The organism is Streptomyces sp. NBC_00576, from assembly GCF_036345175.1.
Taxonomy (GTDB): domain Bacteria; phylum Actinomycetota; class Actinomycetes; order Streptomycetales; family Streptomycetaceae; genus Streptomyces.
The window spans coordinates 10,758,939-10,774,070 of the sequence record NZ_CP107780.1 but is presented as its reverse complement, the minus strand read 5'-3'; the positions used below and the strand labels follow the sequence as shown (position 1 = coordinate 10,774,070).

Genomic DNA, 15,132 nt, shown 5'->3' with positions numbered 1-15,132 from the left:
GGGGTTCTCTCACCAGTCCCGGCACGACACGCCGTCGAGCCGATCCCGTATCACCGCACACAGGGGAGCGCGATGAACACCACGACAGTCATCGGCACCGGAGCCATTGGCACTTCCGTGGCGCTCGCGCTGACCCGGCGCGGGATCAGCGTGCACTTGGAGGACGTCGACCGGGCGGCGGCCAAGACGGCCGAGGCCATGGGCGCCGGTTCCCTGCAGACGCCGGACCGACCGGTCGACCTGGCGGTGCTGGCCGTGCCGCCCGCGCAGGTCGGAAGCGTGCTCGCGCGCGTCCAGGGCAGCCGACTGGCTCGGGCCTACGTCGATGTCGCCAGCGTCAAGCAGGTCCCGCACGACGACGTACGCGCGCAGCGGGCCGACCCCGCCAGCTACATAGGCAGCCATCCGCTGGCCGGCACCGAGCGCTCCGGGCCACTCGCGGCCCGGGCCGATCTCTTCGAGGGGCGTCCGTGGGTGCTCACCCCCTCGGAGTCGACCGGACAGGACGTGCTGAACCGCGCGCTGGAACTGGTGGCGCTGTGCGACGCCATGCCGGTGGTCATGGACGCCGGTATGCACGACCATGCGGTGGCCCTGGTCTCGCACGCGCCGCATCTGATCTCCTCCTTGCTGGCAGCGCGCCTGGAACACGCGCCGCAGGACAGCGTCCGGCTGTCGGGGCAGGGCGTCGCGGACGTCACCCGGATCGCCGCCGGCGACGCCCGCCTCTGGGGAGACATCCTCACCTCCAACGCCGCGGCCGTGGCAGACGTCCTCGACGCGTTCGCCTCCGGCCTGGGCCGGGCCATCGACGCCCTGCGCGCCGCCGGTGACGGCGACCCGGCGAAGCGCGCGCGGGCGCAGGAAGACCTCGAGGAGTTGTTGCGGCAAGGGAACCGAGGATGCGCCAGGATCGCGCGCAAGCCGGGTGCGCGCCGGACCGAGCTCGCGACCGTCGCCGTGACCATCTCCGACAAGCCGGGCGCCCTTGCCGAACTGTTCACCTCGATCGGCGAGCTCGGCGTCAACATCGAGGACGTCCGGATCGAGCACTCGTGGGAGCACACTCGCGGCCTCGTCGAACTGGTCGTGCAAAAGGATGCGGCGGCGGAGCTGTCCCGGTGGTTGGGCTCAGGCGGCACCTGGGCCGTCACCAGGGCTGATGCGTTCTCAGGCTTCAAGACCGAGTAGTCGGAGCGCGTGGTCGGTTCGCGACCGGCAGTGGTCGGTGGCTGCGGCAATGTCCGCCCCGCCGGCCTGGCGGATGAGGCCGACGGCGAGGTTGCGCAGGGCCGCCGTCGCGCGGGGCGCAATGCCGGTGCGGACGCGGGAAGCGTCCTCGGCGAAGGTCACCTCCCGCACGTGGTGCAGCGCCTCGACCTGCCAGTGCCCGCGGAATCAGTCCGGCGAGCCGGGACGCGGCGGCCTGCTCGGCGGTGAGACTGGTGACCGCATGGATCGTCTTGATGGTGGTGCCCCCGGTCGTGCGGCTCGTGCGGCGGCGTTTGACCTCGACGGCCCGGACGGCATGCGGAAGGAGCAGGCCCGGCTGGACGGTACAGACCTTGAGGCGGCGTATCTCGCCTCGCCCCTACGCCCGTGCGCGGGTGCGGTGCTGGAGCGGGACTGCACACCAGGGCAGTCGCCGTAGCCGGCGGCCGAGCTTGTTCTGGTTGCCCTTGACGACGAAAATGCGAAGGCGGGGATTTCGTTGCTCTTCGCGCCAATCCGCCGCTGGAGATCACTGTCCGGGGCTCGTGCAGGACAGCGGCCAGGAGGTGCACGGCGTTCTGGCCGCCGGTGCGGCTGCCGCGTACGGTCTTGCCCTCGACGGCAAGGTCCGCACCGACTCCGCCGACGGCACCCACCCCTTCCTCGACCGGCTCTCCCGCCGGGGCCGGTGGCTGTCGCATTCCGTCAAAATGACCATCACCGACACCATCCACCAGGCCGTCCTGAAAAACCCGAAGAAGACGTGGACACCGGCCTACAACGCCGGCGGCACCCAGCGGCCCGGCGCCTGGGCCGCAAAGATCACCGACATGCCACACCTGAGCACATGGCCGAAACTCATGAGGCTGATCGCCGGCAAGGAACGGCCGCACCCCGGCGCCCAGCTGCGCTTCACCGACGTCGACGGGCTGCGGCTGACCAGCCACCTCAACCGGGCCGTCAACCTCCCCCAGCCCGAAAAGACCGCGCCTCGCAAACACAGAGTCCCCGTCAGCACAACACCAACGAGGACTCATGAACGATCAAAGCGGGAACAGAAGAGGAAAAGAATTCACCAGCAGCACGGCAATTGGAATTACCGGAACAGGAACAAGTTCACGTATCCTTTTCCAACGCCCCAAAAATGTTCAGACCGAATCCAGAACCTCCGCGAATCCCTGCCAGGCATCCCTGTAATGTCGTGCGAGATTTATTATCAGGGACCGGCAATGGGGAGGTACGGCGCCGGAGAGATCCACCAGATCCTGAACACCGACCGCATTCTGGCGGAGTAGATGCAGGAGCTGACGGCCCCCTTCCTTGTGACGCAGGGAAGGGTCACGCAAAAGCTTCTCCAGAACGGAGACCGGATCCACGCAGTTCGGATTGCTACGGGAGTCCGATCCCGCTCGCTGATGGGGGACTCCGCCCCTTTCCATTCCGGGCACTTCGTCCGGTTCCGGCCCCGGCGGCAAGGGGGACTCCCCCGCCGCCAGCCGCCTGCGCACGTCGCTGACCGTCGCGGGCGAGACCCCGGACAGTCGGGCGACCTCACGCAACGACGCATCGGGGTGCTCGGCCAGCACCGCCACGGCCCTGCGCCGCCCTTCGAGCGCATTCAGGGGCCGAACCCTGCCGTCACGGCCGACCCGGGTGTTCAACTGCGGCACAGCAGCAGCTGAACTGTGCCGCATGGAGGCGACGGTCTTGGCCCCCAGCCCCGAGGCCCGCGCGATCGCTCTGTCCGACATGTGCGGGTGGGACGCCATGATCCGCGCGGCGGCGGCCCGGCGGTCGGCCAGCGACAGCGGAAGTCCGTGCACCACGTTCGCCCGGACGGCACGCAGAAAGGCCTCTTCCTGCGTTCCGTCGAACAGTTCGACCTCGATCGTCTGCCGGCCCTGCAGCAGAGCCGCGAAGAGCCGATGCATTCCGTCGATGACCCGCATGGTCCTTCGATGGACGAGGATCGGCGGGAGCAGCCCGTCCACTTCCGCCAGCGCCACGACGTGGGCCTGCTCGACACCATTGGACCGCAGAGAATCACCAGGCACCAAGGACGCTATTTCCACCGTGACCATTTCGGATTCCGTCGACCGTTCCCGGGCGACCTCCGCTAACCTTACTTCGACCTGTGCAGCCAAAGGTAAATCTCTTCGCACTCCCTTTGAGCCGTTCATGTTTTCCCCCTAGAGTACCCGCCTCCGGTCACCGTCGCGCGACAGAGACCGCAGATAACCGACTGGTGGGCGCGATGGACGACGTGCCAGCTTGCGTGTACGACTTCAAGAATCACAACTGCTCAGTGCTATGTCCAGACGCCTTCCATACCGATCCGCATAGTTCCGCCCGACAGCGTCTGTTATCAACTTGTTACGCACAGGTGGCCGACAGGAATGAACGGGACCCGGGGGGCAGGCCCCGGCGTTCGCCCCCGACGGCCGGTCGATCATGTGATGCCGCAGAGAGCGAGGACCCGACGGCGTCCGGAGCGGGACGGCAGCGAGCACAGCAGGCGAATCGCGGATCAGGCCACAGACAGCAGCGAGCACAGCAGGCGAATCGCGGGTTGCGACCTGGGACTTGTCCTCGCTGAGGACAACATCACCTACCCAGTCGACATACCGAGGACATGACCACGCGCAGCCACACCCTCCCCCACATCATCCCTGGGCTGGTGAGCTGCCTGATCAGGGAGGCCTGCAGGTCGTTCGGTGCGGTCAGACCGCGGTGGGCCTGGGCGAAGGACGCCGGAGGGAGTGTGACGCGGGGCAGACCGGACTCGTCATGCAGGGCCGGGGCGCCCTTGACGGCCTGCGCGTAGTGCTCGCCTGCACCGAAGGCGGGTGCTTGCGCTTCCGGCAGCCAGTAGTGGCGCTGGCTGGCCAGCCGGTCCGCGATCACACCGACCCCGGTGATCAGTACCGCGGCCGGCACCGACACCCGCAAGGGCACCATGGTGGCGCCGGTCAGATGACGCACCAGGGCGAAGTAGCGACGGCGCAGATCCTGCCACGCGGGGCCGCCCAGAACCAGGTTGACCCGGGACGCTCTGGCCGCGCCGTCGATGTCGAGCTGCAGGAACCGGCCGTGGTGCCCGCCCAGCATCTGCGCCACCAGCACCCCCGCACTGTCCGACGTGTCCGTCTCATAGCCGGCCTCCGCCAGCAGCTGCAGCACACGGTGCATGGAGGCCCGCTCGTGCGGCATGCTCCGCCAGCCATGCGTGTCCGCCCGCAGCACCTCACTCACCCGCGCCCAGGGATGCGCCTCCCACTCCTGGAAGGACGACAACTTACCCAGATCATGCAGACCGGCGAAAAACATCACCAGGCACCGGGCCTCCGCCACCGTCACGCCCAGCCCGTCGGCGATCAGCCGCCGCTGACCACGCGTCAGAACCGGTCCCACACCTCACCGGCGACCGCCGCCACATCCAACAGATGGAACAGCAGCGGATACACCGCCAAAACCCCCCGGTCGAACTTCCCCCACGGCGTCAAGTCGATCCCGCCGAACCGGGCATCCTCCCGCACTCCCACAACCACTCCCCGCACTCAACTACCCCATAATCAAGGGGCGTTGACACCATCCTGCCGCATCCGATCACTCATTTCCGCAGGCCGCCTCCCGGAACTACCAAAGCGGGAGGCAGTGTTACTCCCCCGCGCAGGAAGGCGTACTCCCAACTGGGCCCGCCTCCCACCGGACAGATACCGTGGAGAACTGCGGAACACACCGGCAGATAACCCGGCCGGGCCGGACGCCACAAGCGTGCCGCAACGCCCAACCAGCCCGGTACCGCAGCATCTTGTGAAAGTGGAGACAGTTGAAAATGCTCTCCCCCATTCCGCGCGGGCCGTGATCGACTATCAGACCGGCAGTTCGGTGCCGCTACGGAAACCGCATCCCGACACGACCACCACACCGGACCCGGCACAGTGAATAAAAACTGCCCCTTGGGTCAGAAAACCAACAGGCCAGCAAGAGTCCTCCCCACACGCGTGGGGGTCCGTCCCAGAAGCAGATCGCCCGCTCCCTCGACTACAAGTCCTCCCCACACGCGTGGGGGTCCGTCCACACTCGCCGGCCGCCCGCTCCCCATCACCCAGTCCTCCCCACACGGGTGGGGGTCTACCACTGCGGACGAACCGTCGGAGCACCATGCTTGCGTGCTCCCACTCGGTCCCGACCCATGAGCTCGTCCCGGCCCTCAGCAAGACGGTGATAGCTGATCGGCCGGCGGACGGACACAGCAACCCGCAATGCCCGGTCACAGCGCTCGGGTTCATTCGCCCAGCGGCGGTCCTTGAGGATCAGGCTTCTCGGCCACCATCCACAGCTCTCACCTAGCAAGGTCAAAGCACAAAGCAGCAGGTCAGAGAGCCACTCCTATGAGCTCGTAACACGATCTTGTTGAAGTGCCCTGGTCGGGCGTGACCGATGTGACGATTCCGCCGTTCGAGATGTTGTGAGCACTCGGCCGTGGATCGTGGACGACGACTTGTGGGCGCTGATCGAGCCGTTGCTGCCGCCCTGGCCGCAGAAGTCGCCGGGGCCGCGGCCGGTGGCGGACCGGCTGTGTCTGCAGGGCATCCTGTACGTGCTCCACAACGACATAGCCTGGCAACTCCTGCCGCTGGAGCTGGGGTTCGGCTCGGGACAGACCTGCTGGCGGCGCCTGGAGCGGTGGCAGAAGGCCGGAGTCTTCGAGCAACTGCACCGCATTCTGCTCGCGGAGCTGAACGCGGCCGGCGAACTCGACTGGTCCCGCGCGTGTGTGGACGGCTCCCACATCCGCGCGAAAAAAGGGGAGCCGACACCGGTCCGTCGCCGGTCGACCGGCGGAAGACGGGCAGCAAGCACCACCTGATCTGCGACGGACGCGGCACCCCGCTCAAGGTCATCACCACTGCGGCCAACGTCAACGACGTCACCCGGACCCTCGCCCTCGTCGACGGCATCCCGCCCGTCGCCGGACGGCCCGGCCGCCCGCGCAGACGCCCCGACTCGCTCCTCGGCGACAAGGCATACGACTCGAAGGCCGTGCGCCATGAGCTGCGACGCCGCAGGATCCTGCCGGTCATCTCCCGCAAAGGCGCCCCGAACATCAAGGGCCTGGGCAAACTCCGCTACGTCGTCGAGCAGACCTTCGCCCTGCTCCACCAGTTCAAACGCCTCGCCGTCCGCTGGGAACGCCGAACCGAACTCCACGACGCCTTCGTCTCGTTGGCCTGCGGCCTCATCTGCTGGCGACGCCTCAAGAAGGCACGACCATGATCGTGTTACGAGCTCTATGGCCTTCTCATCTCAGTGCGCTGGGAATTCTCACATGATGTCACCAAGACTTCTTACTTGATGTCACCAACTCTGCGCTTCGACCAGTAGAGATGCATGACATCCAGATGGGAACTACCGGTGACACCAAAATGAGAAGTCGCAGGGCACCACCGACAGTGAACTGGCCCCGGTCGGGGAACACATGGCCAACCTCCGCCGCACCCACGGCCTCGGCAAAAACCCCGAACGAGCTACGGTGCGGGCGGCGCAGCTGGCCGCGATCGACCCCGACTGGAACTGCCCCTGGCCCCTCGACTGGCAGCGCCACCACCGCGTCCTCACCGACCTGACCGCCGACGAACCCGACAGCATCCTCCCCGCCATCGAACCCGGCGTGCTCTTCGACGGCGACGACCTCGGGCGGTGGCTCCAGCGACAGTCCCGCGAGTGGTTCCACCTCTCCCAGGAGCAGCAGCAAAGACTCGCACGCCTGGGAGTGCAGCCCGCCGAACAGCCGGCGCCAGCCACCACGGACGGCCCGAAGGCACCCGGGAAAGCATCAGCCTTCCAGCGCGGTCTGGCGGCCCTCGCCCAGTGGGTCCAGCGTGAGGGTATCCAGAAGGCAGTACCGAGGGGGCACGTCGAAGCCGTCGTCATCGACGGCCAGGAACACCAGCACAAGCTCGGCGTATGGACATCGAATGTCCGTTCCAGGCGGGACAAACTCACCCAGGAGCAGCTGGACGCGCTGCGCGAGCTGGGCGTGGAGTGGGCGTGAGCCGAGGCTTAGCAGCGCGTGAGTTCCTCGACCACCTTGGTGATGCGCCGCTGCCGCGTCGCGTCGGTCTTCGCGTCGTCAATCGACGTGACGTGCGCCTTTTGGCGGCTTGGGGACAGCGCGCGGAACGCCTTCTCCGCCCCCGGCACCGCGGCCAGGGCGGCCGCGAGGTCCGCAGGCGGCTCCACCGTGCGCGGCACGGTGTCCAGAGCCAGCTCGACATCGATGCTGTCGCCACCGGAGATACCCGACTCTCGCCGCTTGTCGGCACTGAACGGGATCAGGAACTGCCCGCCCATCGAGGCGATCGTCGAGCGGTAGGCATAGCCGTTCACCATGACGCTGACAGCCGGGCGCCTGCCGCCGCCCAGTGCCTCGACCACCTCAGCCGGAACCGGCACACCGGTGTTATTGCCGGTCTGGAACATCTTCGTCGTGAACTTCATGCCCGTGGCCCTCTCCAGTCTGCCGACACCCTGCGAGGAGAAGACCCCGGCCGCACGGAAAACTCATCGCCCATCCGATGCCGGCGCAGCACCGCCACATTCCCACCGCCTGCGCTTGAGGTCACGTGGTGGGGTGTGGCGGAGAGTGTGCCACTCTCCGCCACACCCCGCCTTCAGCGCAGCGCGGTGCCTACTTGGCGCCCCTGCGGCGGCTCATCGAGGGGATAACACCCTTGTCGTCGAGCTCTCCCGCCACCTTGCCGATGGCTGCGCCTTGGACGACCGGTGTCCAGCGCGCAAGGAGCTCCATCAGCGCAGGGACGCTCTCGGCGTACACCGTCTCGTAAAAGGAATCGGTGATGACGTTGACCAGGAACAGCGGCATCGGCCCGATGCCCTCTGCCCAGGTCTGCAGGTCAGTGAGCTCCAGCAGCAAGCGCTCGATCTCAGCACACGCCACTTGAGCCGACGGCCGTGCCCGTTGATCTCCAAGAGAGACTGCGACGATTCGATCTCTGCGCCTTCGGGCAGGACCCACCGGACGTCCAGCCCGGCCCTTCGGAGTTCTTCGACGAAGTTGTCGGAGGACAGCGTCACGGTGAAGACGAGCACATCGGCGATGAGTCCGGCGCACTGCGCGGGCTGCAGCGGATAGATGCCCCACGGCGCGGTGAGGTAGTTGCGGGCAGCTCTGTCCCCGCTGCCGTAGCAGACGCGCTGTCCGGTCAGCCGGGTACGGCGCAGCAGCGCTGCGTACTGCGCTTCAAACTGTCGTGTGGCTTCCCGGATGCGCAGCCCGCCGTGTCGAAGGCGGAAGGGGAGCCACCACGCCTTCGGCAGGGCAGCCCTGTGGCGTGGATATAGCACAAGGGCGTGCTCCTCGGGGTCGGAGCGGGCCACGATTTTGATGCGTTCCACGTCCCGCCACCGAATGTGCAGTTGAGGGCGGCGACCTCGTCGGGAATCTGTGGGTGGTCAGCCAATGCTGTGGTGATCGAGGTAGGGGCCCAGAGCACCAGCCCCATGAGGGCGGACACCGCCACCGGTTGACGGCCGACAAACGTGGAGCCAGTCCTGGGAGGCGCCGGGACCCTGGTAGATGTCCGCAGCCATGCCTCACCGGGCAGGGCGAGCTGCTCCTCGTCGGCGAACCTCGCGAGCGCGGTCTCCAGGAGCCGCCGATTATGCGTTATCTCCGGCAGCAGACAGTGTGTCAGGGCACCCGGCACCAGCTTCGGCAGCCACTTAGGGGTCCTTTCAGAATGCTGGATTCTTCCGGGCCAGGGTCATGCAGTGGGCGAGCTGGAGGAAGGCGTCGTGCATGTCGTCGCGTGCTTCCCAGCGGGTTCGTAGGCGGCGGGGGCCGTGGAGCCAGGCGATGGCGGACTCGGCAACCCACCGGACTTTGCCCAGGCCGGAGCCGTGCGGCTGGCCGCGCCGGGCGATCTTCGGTGTGATGCCGCGCTCGCGCAGACGGCGGCGGTAGATGTCGTGGTCGTAGCCGCGGTCGGCGTATAACGTGCGGGGCTTGCGCCGGGGCCGGCCCCGCTTGCCGCGTACCGGTGCCAGCCCGTCGACCAGCGGCAGGAGCTGGGTGACGTCGTTGCGGTGACCGCCGGTCAGGGACACCCGCAGCGGGATGCCGTGCGCCTCGGTCAGCACGTGATGCTTCGAGCCCGGCCGCGCGCGGTCAACCGGGCTCGGACCGACTTTTGGGCTGCTGCGCCCCCGCTTGGCCTGCACGTGCGAGGCGTCGATCGTGGCGCGGGAGAAGTCGAGGCGATCAGCCGCCCGAAGCCGGTCCAGCAGCACCCGCTGGAGTTCCTCCCACACCCCGGCCTCCTGCCACTCGGCCAGCCGCCGCCAGCACGTGGGACCCGAACCGAACCCCAACTCCTGCGGCAGGAACTCCCACTGGACACCGGTGTACAGGACGAACAGCACCCCCTGGAGCGTCTTGCGGTCATCGATCCGCTTGCGCCCCGGGTGCCGGAACCGCCGCTCATGCTTCGGCAGCAGCGGCTCGATCACTGCCCACAACTCGTCACTGACCTCCCACGGCTTCCGCCGCGCCATGATCACACCCCACAAAACACGGAGTCACATACAACCCCACCGTGCCACAAGAGGATCATTCTGCAAGGACCCCTAATTCGTGCGGTCGGTCCTCTCCTCGATGCGCCCGATGGGCCGGATCGCAAGCAGCCCCAGGTGGCGAACGAGGAGGGCCTCGTAGCGGATGCCCCGCTCGGCATCCCCCGGTGGGACGCCTTTTTCGTGCTCGCCGCCACCCGTGCCGGCAGCACTACGCGTGCGGGGCGCCCGCCCGGCCGGGCGCCCCGGGAAACCGCTGGTCACGGCCAGCCGGCGGTTTTCCTTTCGGCTTCACGCGTGGGCCATCCCGTAGGCACGCGGCCAGTTCCGGGGTGCGCCCAGCGCCTTGGCCGCTCGCTGGGGCCAGTACGGGTCGCGCAGTAGTTCCCGGCCCAGCAGGACCGCCTCGGCCTGTCCCGTGGCCACGATGTGTTCCGCCTGCTGTGGCTCGGTGATCAGCCCGACGGCGGCCACCGCTGCACGGGTCTCCTCGCGCACCTTGGCGGCGAAGGGAACCTGGTATCCAGGTGCCACCGGTTTTCTGATGCCCGGAGCGATGCCTCCGGAGGAGACGTCGATCAGGTCCACGCCGTGGTCCAGCAGCTCCGCCGAGAGCTTGACCGTGTCGTCCAGCTTCCAGCCTCCCGCGGCGTCCGTGCCGGTGTCCTGCAGCCAGTCGGTGGCCGATACGCGGAAGAACACGGGGAGATCGTCCGGCCACGCGGCACGCACCGCGTCGACCACCTCCAGCGCGAAGCGGATCCGGTTCCTGAACGGTCCGCCGTACCGGTCTCGCCGATGATTGGTGCAGGGCGAGAGGAACTCGTGGATCAGGTATCCGTGAGCGCCGTGGACCTCCACCACCTGGAAACCGGCCGTCAGGGCTCGCCGGGCCGCTCGTGCGAAGTCCTCGACGACGTCACGGATCTCGTCGACGGTCAGCTCGCCGGGGCTGAGGTGCCCGGCCCCGTACGGCAGGGGACTCGGGCCCACGGGCCGCCACCCTCCCCCGCCCGGCGCCAGCGGTGCGCCGCCGTCCCACGGCCGGGCTGTCGACGCCTTCCGTCCGGCGTGCGTGAGCTGGATTCCGGGCACCGTCCCGTGGGCCCGGAGGAAGTGCGTCATGCGGTGGAAGGCGGCCTGCTGACGGTCGTTCCACAGGCCCAGGTCGGCCGGGGTGATGCGGCCGCCGGCCGACACGGCCGTCCCTTCGGTCAGGATCAGCCCCGCACCGCCCACGGACCGTGCCGTGAGATGGGCGAAGTGCCAGTCGCCCGGTACCCCGGTCTCCTCTCCGGCGACCGGTGCGGAGTACTGGCACATGGGTGCCATCCATACGCGGTTGGGTATCTCCAGGGAGCGCAGGAGGAGGGGTTCGAAGAGTGCGCTCATGCGGCATCGCCCGCGAGCGAGCCGGCGTGGTGGGGAGGGAGAGCGAGAGCGTCGAGCTGCTCCCGGTCCACTTTGCCCGCCGGGCTGATCGGAAACTCCGGGAGCAGACGTAGGACCTCCGGCAGCTTGGCACGCTCCAGTCCGCGTTCCGCGAGGAGGAAACGGTGCAGCTCGGACAGGGTCGGCGGCCGTGCCCCCGGTATCGGGACCACGAACGCCGCCAGGCGCTCACCCAGCAGCGCGTCCGGTACGCCGCGGCACACGACGCCCGCCACATCGGGGTGGGACGAGAGGTGCAGTTCGACTTCCGCGGGGCTGATGTTCAGGCCTGCCCTGATCACGATGTCCTTCTTGCGGCCGGTGAGCCGGAGCCTTCCGTCCGGGGACAGGGCGCCCAGGTCCCCCGTGCGCACCCAGCCGTCCGGGGCGCGGTAGCGGTGGTTGAGTTCGGGGTCGTTCACGTAGCACAGGGGTGTGAGGGGACCACGCGCCCAGATCTCTCCGGTGTGGCCCGCGGGCACTTGCGCACCGCGCTCGTCGACGATTCTGAGTTCGACGATGGACGGGTCCGGTCGGCCCGCCGTCGTGTCGACGACCGCCGCCGGATCTCCGGGCCGCGTGTGACAGTTGACCCCGTCCGCCGACCCGTACACGGTGGCGACCGTGGGGCACAGGGCACGTCGCACGCGCGCCGCGGTTTCCGGCTGAAGCCGGGCACCACCGCTCACGGCGCACCGCAGGGACGAGACATCGGTGTGCGGCAGCGCGGGGTCGGTGAGGATCCGCTGGTACATCGTGGGCACTCCGACCAGGTGGCTGGGGTGCTGTTCGGCCACCATGCGCAGCGTGGCCGAGGAAGTGAAGCGGGGTGTGAGGAGCACCGTCCCGCCCTGCACGCACAGGGTGGCCAGCCCGAGCGAGCCGAAGGCCGACGCCAGCGGAACCATGCAGAGCAGGCGGAGCCGTTCGTCGCCACCGCGCAGATTCCGCAGCAGACGGCCCCGGGCGGCGGCGAGCGCGTTGTGCGAGTAGGCCACGAGTTTGGGGGTGGCCTCCGTACCGGACGACACGATGATGCGGGCCGCCGTGTCCGGGTCCGGCGACGGCAGCCGGCCCGCGGGGGGCGCCGGGCCGTCCCACACCGGCTCCAGCGCTCGCATGCCGGGCAGCGGCGGGCCGTCGACGTAGACGTGCCGTAGGCCGGGCAGGTCCGCGCGAAGCTCGTCGACCATCCGCGCGTAGTCCTGGTCCCCGACGGTACGGGTGATGAGTGCCGCGAGCGCACGGGACTTCCCCAGCAGGGCCAGGGTGTCCTGGCGTCTGCGGCCGAGTGGATACGGGAGACAAACGGCTCCCAGCGCCGCTACCGCCAGATCGGCGGCGAGCGCTCGCCAGCCGTTGGCCAGGTTGACGGCGACCACGTCTGCCGGGCGGACGCCCCGGTCGCCCAGTTCGGCCGCCAGGGCCAGTGCGGCGCGCAGGAGTCCGGCGTACGACGTGGTGCGGTGCGGTTCCACGACCGCGGGGGCCTGGGGGCGTTCACGCGCGCGCGTGCGGAAGAGGTCGAACAGCGGACGTCCTGGATAGATGCCTTCGGCTGCCCACTGGCGGCGCAGATCGGAGGGCACGTGGTCGGGCAGTTGCGCGGTCATGGCCGGAATCTCCAAGGGGGTGCCAGCAACGTGCACGGGCCGGGGCGGATGTCCGTCGTGAAGCGCGGCTCCTGGGCCACCGTGGCGAGCTCTTCCCGCACGAGCACCGCCTCCACGCCCCTCCCGCCGAGTTCCTCGATCCAGCTCCGGGCCGAGCGGCTCCTCAGGCGGGCGGTGATGCCGCGCCGCAGCGGTGCTGCGGGCAGGCCGGCGGGGATGTCCAAGGCCTCGCACAACAGTCGTAGGTCGTGGGAGGTGGGCAGGGACAGGGCGATGTGTCCCGATGACGTCTGGTAGGGGCCTTCCCATGAGATGCCTGCGTGCGCGGACGCCGACGGTGTCTGTTCGGCTTGTGGGCGCTGGAGGATCGAGGCCGCGGACAGCAGGGACGTGTCGACCCGCTGTGGCCGGCCTTCGTGTTCCCGTGCCAGCAGACCTGCGAGGACGCCCTCGGCCGATACGAGCCCGCCCAGCACGTCGAGCACCGTCATCAGCGTCGGCCGGGGCCGGCTGCGGCCCTGCGCCATCTCCCAGGCCAGACCGGACCGGGCCTGCACCATGAAGTCCGTACCGGGAAAGGGGTCCGGGCCCGGTGACGGTCCCCAGCCGGAAGCATGGGCGTACACCAGGGCGGGCAACCGGAGCTACTACAGGCTCCTGCGCGGCGAAAGCGCCAAAGGACTCGCCGCCGCCGGCCAGGCCTGGTTCACCGCGCAGTGGCACGAGTCGCCCCACGGCCTGTACGTACCCGAGGTCGAGGAAGCCCTCGCCGGGCACCGCAAGTCGGGCCATGACCTCGTGCTGGTCTCCGGGTCGTTCTTCGCGTGTCTCGACCCGATCGCCTCGGATGTCGGGGCCGAACTGGTGCTCTCGACGCGTCCGGTGATCCGCCGCGGCGACCTCACCGGTGAGGTACTCGCCCCGATGATCGGCGAGACGAAAGGACGAGCAGTGCGGCTCGCGGGCTTGCTGGGCGGTTTCGACCTCGCCCGCAGCTCGGCCTACGGCGATCACATCAGCGACCTCGCGATGCTCCGGGAGGTCGGCCGGCCGGTTGTCGTCGGTGACCACCCCGAGCTCCTGGCCCATGGCCGGCGTGCCGGATGGGGGCACCTGCTCACCGGAGCCACACGGCGATGACGAACACCGGGCCGTGCAGCCCAGGCGGTCCGGCAGCGCAGGCGGGGCGCATCCGGCCCCCCGCCCAGATCGAGGGGAGGCAGTCGTGCCTGAAGTGGGAATAGTGGCCACCGGTTCATATCTGCCGGACACGGTGGTCGGCAACGCGGAGATCGCACGGTGGGCGGGGGTGAGCGACGAATGGATCGTACGCAAGACCGGCATCCGTGAGAGGCGACGAGCCGACGACCGTGACGCCACCTCGGATCTCGCGGCGAGAGCGGCCCGGGCGGCGCTGGAACAGGCGGACGTCGCCCCGCAAGACGTGGCGTACATCGTCCTCGCCACCTCCACCCCCGACCATCCGCAGCCCGCCACCGCGAGCATCGTGCAGCATCTGCTCGGCGCGGTGAACGCGGCGGCGTTCGACATCAACGCGGTCTGCAGCGGGTTCGTGTACGCCACCGCCGTGGCCGAACGGCTGCTGCGGGGGGCAGGCGAGGGCCGCTACGCGCTGGTCATCGGTGCGGACATCTACTCGCGCATACTCGACTACTCCGACCGCAAGACCGCCATTCTCTTCGGGGACGGCGCGGGCGCCGTGCTGCTCGGCTCCGTGCCCCAGACACGCGGGATCCGCCAGAGCAGCCTGCTGACGCGCGGCGACCAGTACCGCTTGATCAGCGTCCCCGCGGGGGGCAGCCGGATGCCGGCCAGCGACCGCACCCTGCGCGAGGGCGCCCACTTCTTCCGGATGGACGGCCGCGGGGTGCGTTCCTTCGTGCAGGACAACCTGCCCGGCGCTCTGCACGAACTCCTGGAACGGGCCGGAGTCGACCGCGCACAGGTACGGCACTTCGTTCCTCATCAGGCCAACGGCGTGATGCTGGGCGAGGTCTGGCCTCACCTGAAGCTGCCCGAGGCCACGATGCGCCTGGCCCTGGAAAAGTACGGCAACACCGGGTCGGCCTCGGTGCCGATCACCCTGGACGTCGTCCACCGCCGGGGGGAGTTCAGCGACGGCGAGAGCGTCCTGATGGCCGGCTTCGGCGGCGGCATGACCGTCGGGGCGGTACTGGCGCAATGGGCACCGACCGCGTTCGCGCGCGCCGGCGTCCAGCACGTTACGGCCGCGGTCGGCTGAGCCGTGTCCCCGTCC

The 15,132-nt window shown here is 69.0% G+C and carries 15 protein-coding genes and 2 pseudogenes; 7 read left to right on the top strand and 10 right to left on the bottom strand.

Annotation, left to right across the window (positions count from 1 at the left end; all coding sequences use genetic code 11):
• Positions 1-72 precede the first annotated feature (72 nt).
• Positions 73-1,191, top strand: coding sequence for a prephenate dehydrogenase (locus OG734_RS47065; protein ID WP_330285450.1), 1,119 nt, complete (start codon positions 73-75; stop codon positions 1,189-1,191).
• Here OG734_RS47065 and OG734_RS47060 read toward each other — a convergent pair.
• Positions 1,171-1,362, bottom strand: coding sequence for a hypothetical protein (locus OG734_RS47060; protein WP_330285451.1), 192 nt, complete (start codon positions 1,360-1,362; stop codon positions 1,171-1,173). The two genes, OG734_RS47065 and OG734_RS47060, sit on opposite strands and share 21 nt — an antisense overlap.
• Positions 1,363-1,453: 91 nt before the next feature.
• Between OG734_RS47060 and OG734_RS47055 the strand changes: the two genes are divergently transcribed.
• Together OG734_RS47055 and OG734_RS48275 are read left to right on the top strand one after the other, a co-directional pair.
• Entirely contained in the window at positions 1,454-1,651 is a 198-nt protein-coding gene (locus OG734_RS47055; protein ID WP_330285452.1) for a hypothetical protein, read from the top strand.
• Positions 1,652-1,838: 187 nt separating this feature from the next.
• Positions 1,839-2,153, top strand: a pseudogene (locus OG734_RS48275) (IS1380 family transposase); the annotation flags it as partial.
• A 207-nt stretch (positions 2,154-2,360) separates the two neighbouring features.
• On the opposite strand, the gene OG734_RS47050 reads toward OG734_RS48275, so the two are convergent.
• The 3 genes from OG734_RS47050 to OG734_RS47040 all read right to left on the bottom strand — a co-directional run bounded on the left by OG734_RS47050 (position 2,361) and on the right by OG734_RS47040 (position 4,748).
• Complete coding sequence (locus OG734_RS47050; protein ID WP_330285453.1) at positions 2,361-3,293, bottom strand: ParB/RepB/Spo0J family partition protein; 933 nt, start codon at positions 3,291-3,293, stop codon at positions 2,361-2,363.
• 523 nt (positions 3,294-3,816) lie between these two features.
• A complete protein-coding gene (locus tag OG734_RS47045) occupies positions 3,817-4,623 on the bottom strand; it encodes an HD domain-containing protein (protein ID WP_330285454.1) in 807 nt (268 codons plus the stop codon).
• On the bottom strand, positions 4,608-4,748 hold the full coding sequence (locus tag OG734_RS47040; protein ID WP_330293510.1) for an HD domain-containing protein: 141 nt from the start codon (positions 4,746-4,748) through the stop codon (positions 4,608-4,610). Before OG734_RS47040 ends, OG734_RS47045 begins: the two co-directional genes overlap by 16 nt.
• A 953-nt stretch (positions 4,749-5,701) precedes the next feature.
• On the opposite strand from OG734_RS47040, the gene OG734_RS47035 reads away from it, so the two are divergent.
• Positions 5,702-6,492 (top strand): IS5 family transposase gene (locus tag OG734_RS47035; protein ID WP_443065140.1). Its coding sequence is split into 2 segments (ribosomal slippage): positions 5,702-6,008 and positions 6,008-6,492, totalling 792 coding nucleotides; the frame shifts between segments, so codons are not numbered across the junction.
• Positions 6,493-6,664: 172 nt separating this feature from the next.
• A pseudogene (locus OG734_RS47030) lies at positions 6,665-7,270 on the top strand (helicase associated domain-containing protein); the annotation flags it as partial.
• An 8-nt stretch (positions 7,271-7,278) separates the two neighbouring features.
• On the opposite strand, the gene OG734_RS47025 reads toward OG734_RS47030, so the two are convergent.
• From OG734_RS47025 to OG734_RS47000, 6 genes are all read right to left on the bottom strand, one after another.
• Positions 7,279-7,716 carry a YdeI/OmpD-associated family protein gene (locus OG734_RS47025; protein WP_330293508.1) on the bottom strand — a complete coding sequence of 146 codons (438 nt, stop codon included), beginning with the start codon at positions 7,714-7,716 and terminating at the stop codon, positions 7,279-7,281.
• Positions 7,717-7,906: 190 nt separating this feature from the next.
• The gene (locus OG734_RS47020) at positions 7,907-8,152 is read right to left on the bottom strand and encodes a hypothetical protein (RefSeq protein WP_330293507.1); all 246 of its coding nucleotides are present in this window, start codon (positions 8,150-8,152) and stop codon (positions 7,907-7,909) included.
• 821 nt (positions 8,153-8,973) lie between these two features.
• Positions 8,974-9,792, bottom strand: a complete 819-nt coding sequence (locus tag OG734_RS47015) for an IS5 family transposase (RefSeq protein WP_330285514.1) — start codon at positions 9,790-9,792, stop codon at positions 8,974-8,976.
• A 309-nt stretch (positions 9,793-10,101) separates the two neighbouring features.
• Positions 10,102-11,202: an NADH:flavin oxidoreductase/NADH oxidase gene (locus OG734_RS47010; protein ID WP_330293506.1), complete on the bottom strand. Its 1,101-nt coding sequence runs from the start codon at positions 11,200-11,202 to the stop codon at positions 10,102-10,104.
• Positions 11,199-12,854, bottom strand: coding sequence for a class I adenylate-forming enzyme family protein (locus tag OG734_RS47005; RefSeq protein ID WP_330293505.1), 1,656 nt, complete (start codon positions 12,852-12,854; stop codon positions 11,199-11,201). Before OG734_RS47005 ends, OG734_RS47010 begins: the two co-directional genes overlap by 4 nt.
• Positions 12,851-13,480, bottom strand: a complete 630-nt coding sequence (locus OG734_RS47000) for a CoA transferase (RefSeq protein ID WP_330293504.1) — start codon at positions 13,478-13,480, stop codon at positions 12,851-12,853. Before OG734_RS47000 ends, OG734_RS47005 begins: the two co-directional genes overlap by 4 nt.
• On the opposite strand from OG734_RS47000, the gene OG734_RS46995 reads away from it, so the two are divergent.
• Together OG734_RS46995 and OG734_RS46990 are read left to right on the top strand one after the other, a co-directional pair.
• A complete protein-coding gene (locus OG734_RS46995) occupies positions 13,413-13,994 on the top strand; it encodes an HAD family hydrolase (protein WP_330293503.1) in 582 nt (193 codons plus the stop codon). The two genes, OG734_RS47000 and OG734_RS46995, sit on opposite strands and share 68 nt — an antisense overlap.
• Before the next feature lie 85 nt (positions 13,995-14,079).
• Positions 14,080-15,117 (top strand): 3-oxoacyl-ACP synthase III family protein, encoded by a 1,038-nt coding sequence (locus OG734_RS46990; protein ID WP_330293502.1) that lies wholly within the window; start codon positions 14,080-14,082, stop codon positions 15,115-15,117.
• Positions 15,118-15,132: the final 15 nt, after the last annotated feature.

Coding starts and splice junctions, on each gene's coding strand:
- OG734_RS47050 (WP_330285453.1), bottom strand. CDS start 3,293: ATGGTCACGGTGGAAATAGCGTCCTTGGTGCCTGGTGATTCTCTGCGG.
- OG734_RS47025 (WP_330293508.1), bottom strand. CDS start 7,716: ATGAAGTTCACGACGAAGATGTTCCAGACCGGCAATAACACCGGTGTG.
- OG734_RS47055 (WP_330285452.1), top strand. CDS start 1,454: ATGGATCGTCTTGATGGTGGTGCCCCCGGTCGTGCGGCTCGTGCGGCG.
- OG734_RS47065 (WP_330285450.1), top strand. CDS start 73: ATGAACACCACGACAGTCATCGGCACCGGAGCCATTGGCACTTCCGTG.
- OG734_RS47005 (WP_330293505.1), bottom strand. CDS start 12,854: ATGACCGCGCAACTGCCCGACCACGTGCCCTCCGATCTGCGCCGCCAG.
- OG734_RS47015 (WP_330285514.1), bottom strand. CDS start 9,792: ATGGCGCGGCGGAAGCCGTGGGAGGTCAGTGACGAGTTGTGGGCAGTG.
- OG734_RS46995 (WP_330293503.1), top strand. CDS start 13,413: ATGAAGTCCGTACCGGGAAAGGGGTCCGGGCCCGGTGACGGTCCCCAG.
- OG734_RS47010 (WP_330293506.1), bottom strand. CDS start 11,202: ATGAGCGCACTCTTCGAACCCCTCCTCCTGCGCTCCCTGGAGATACCC.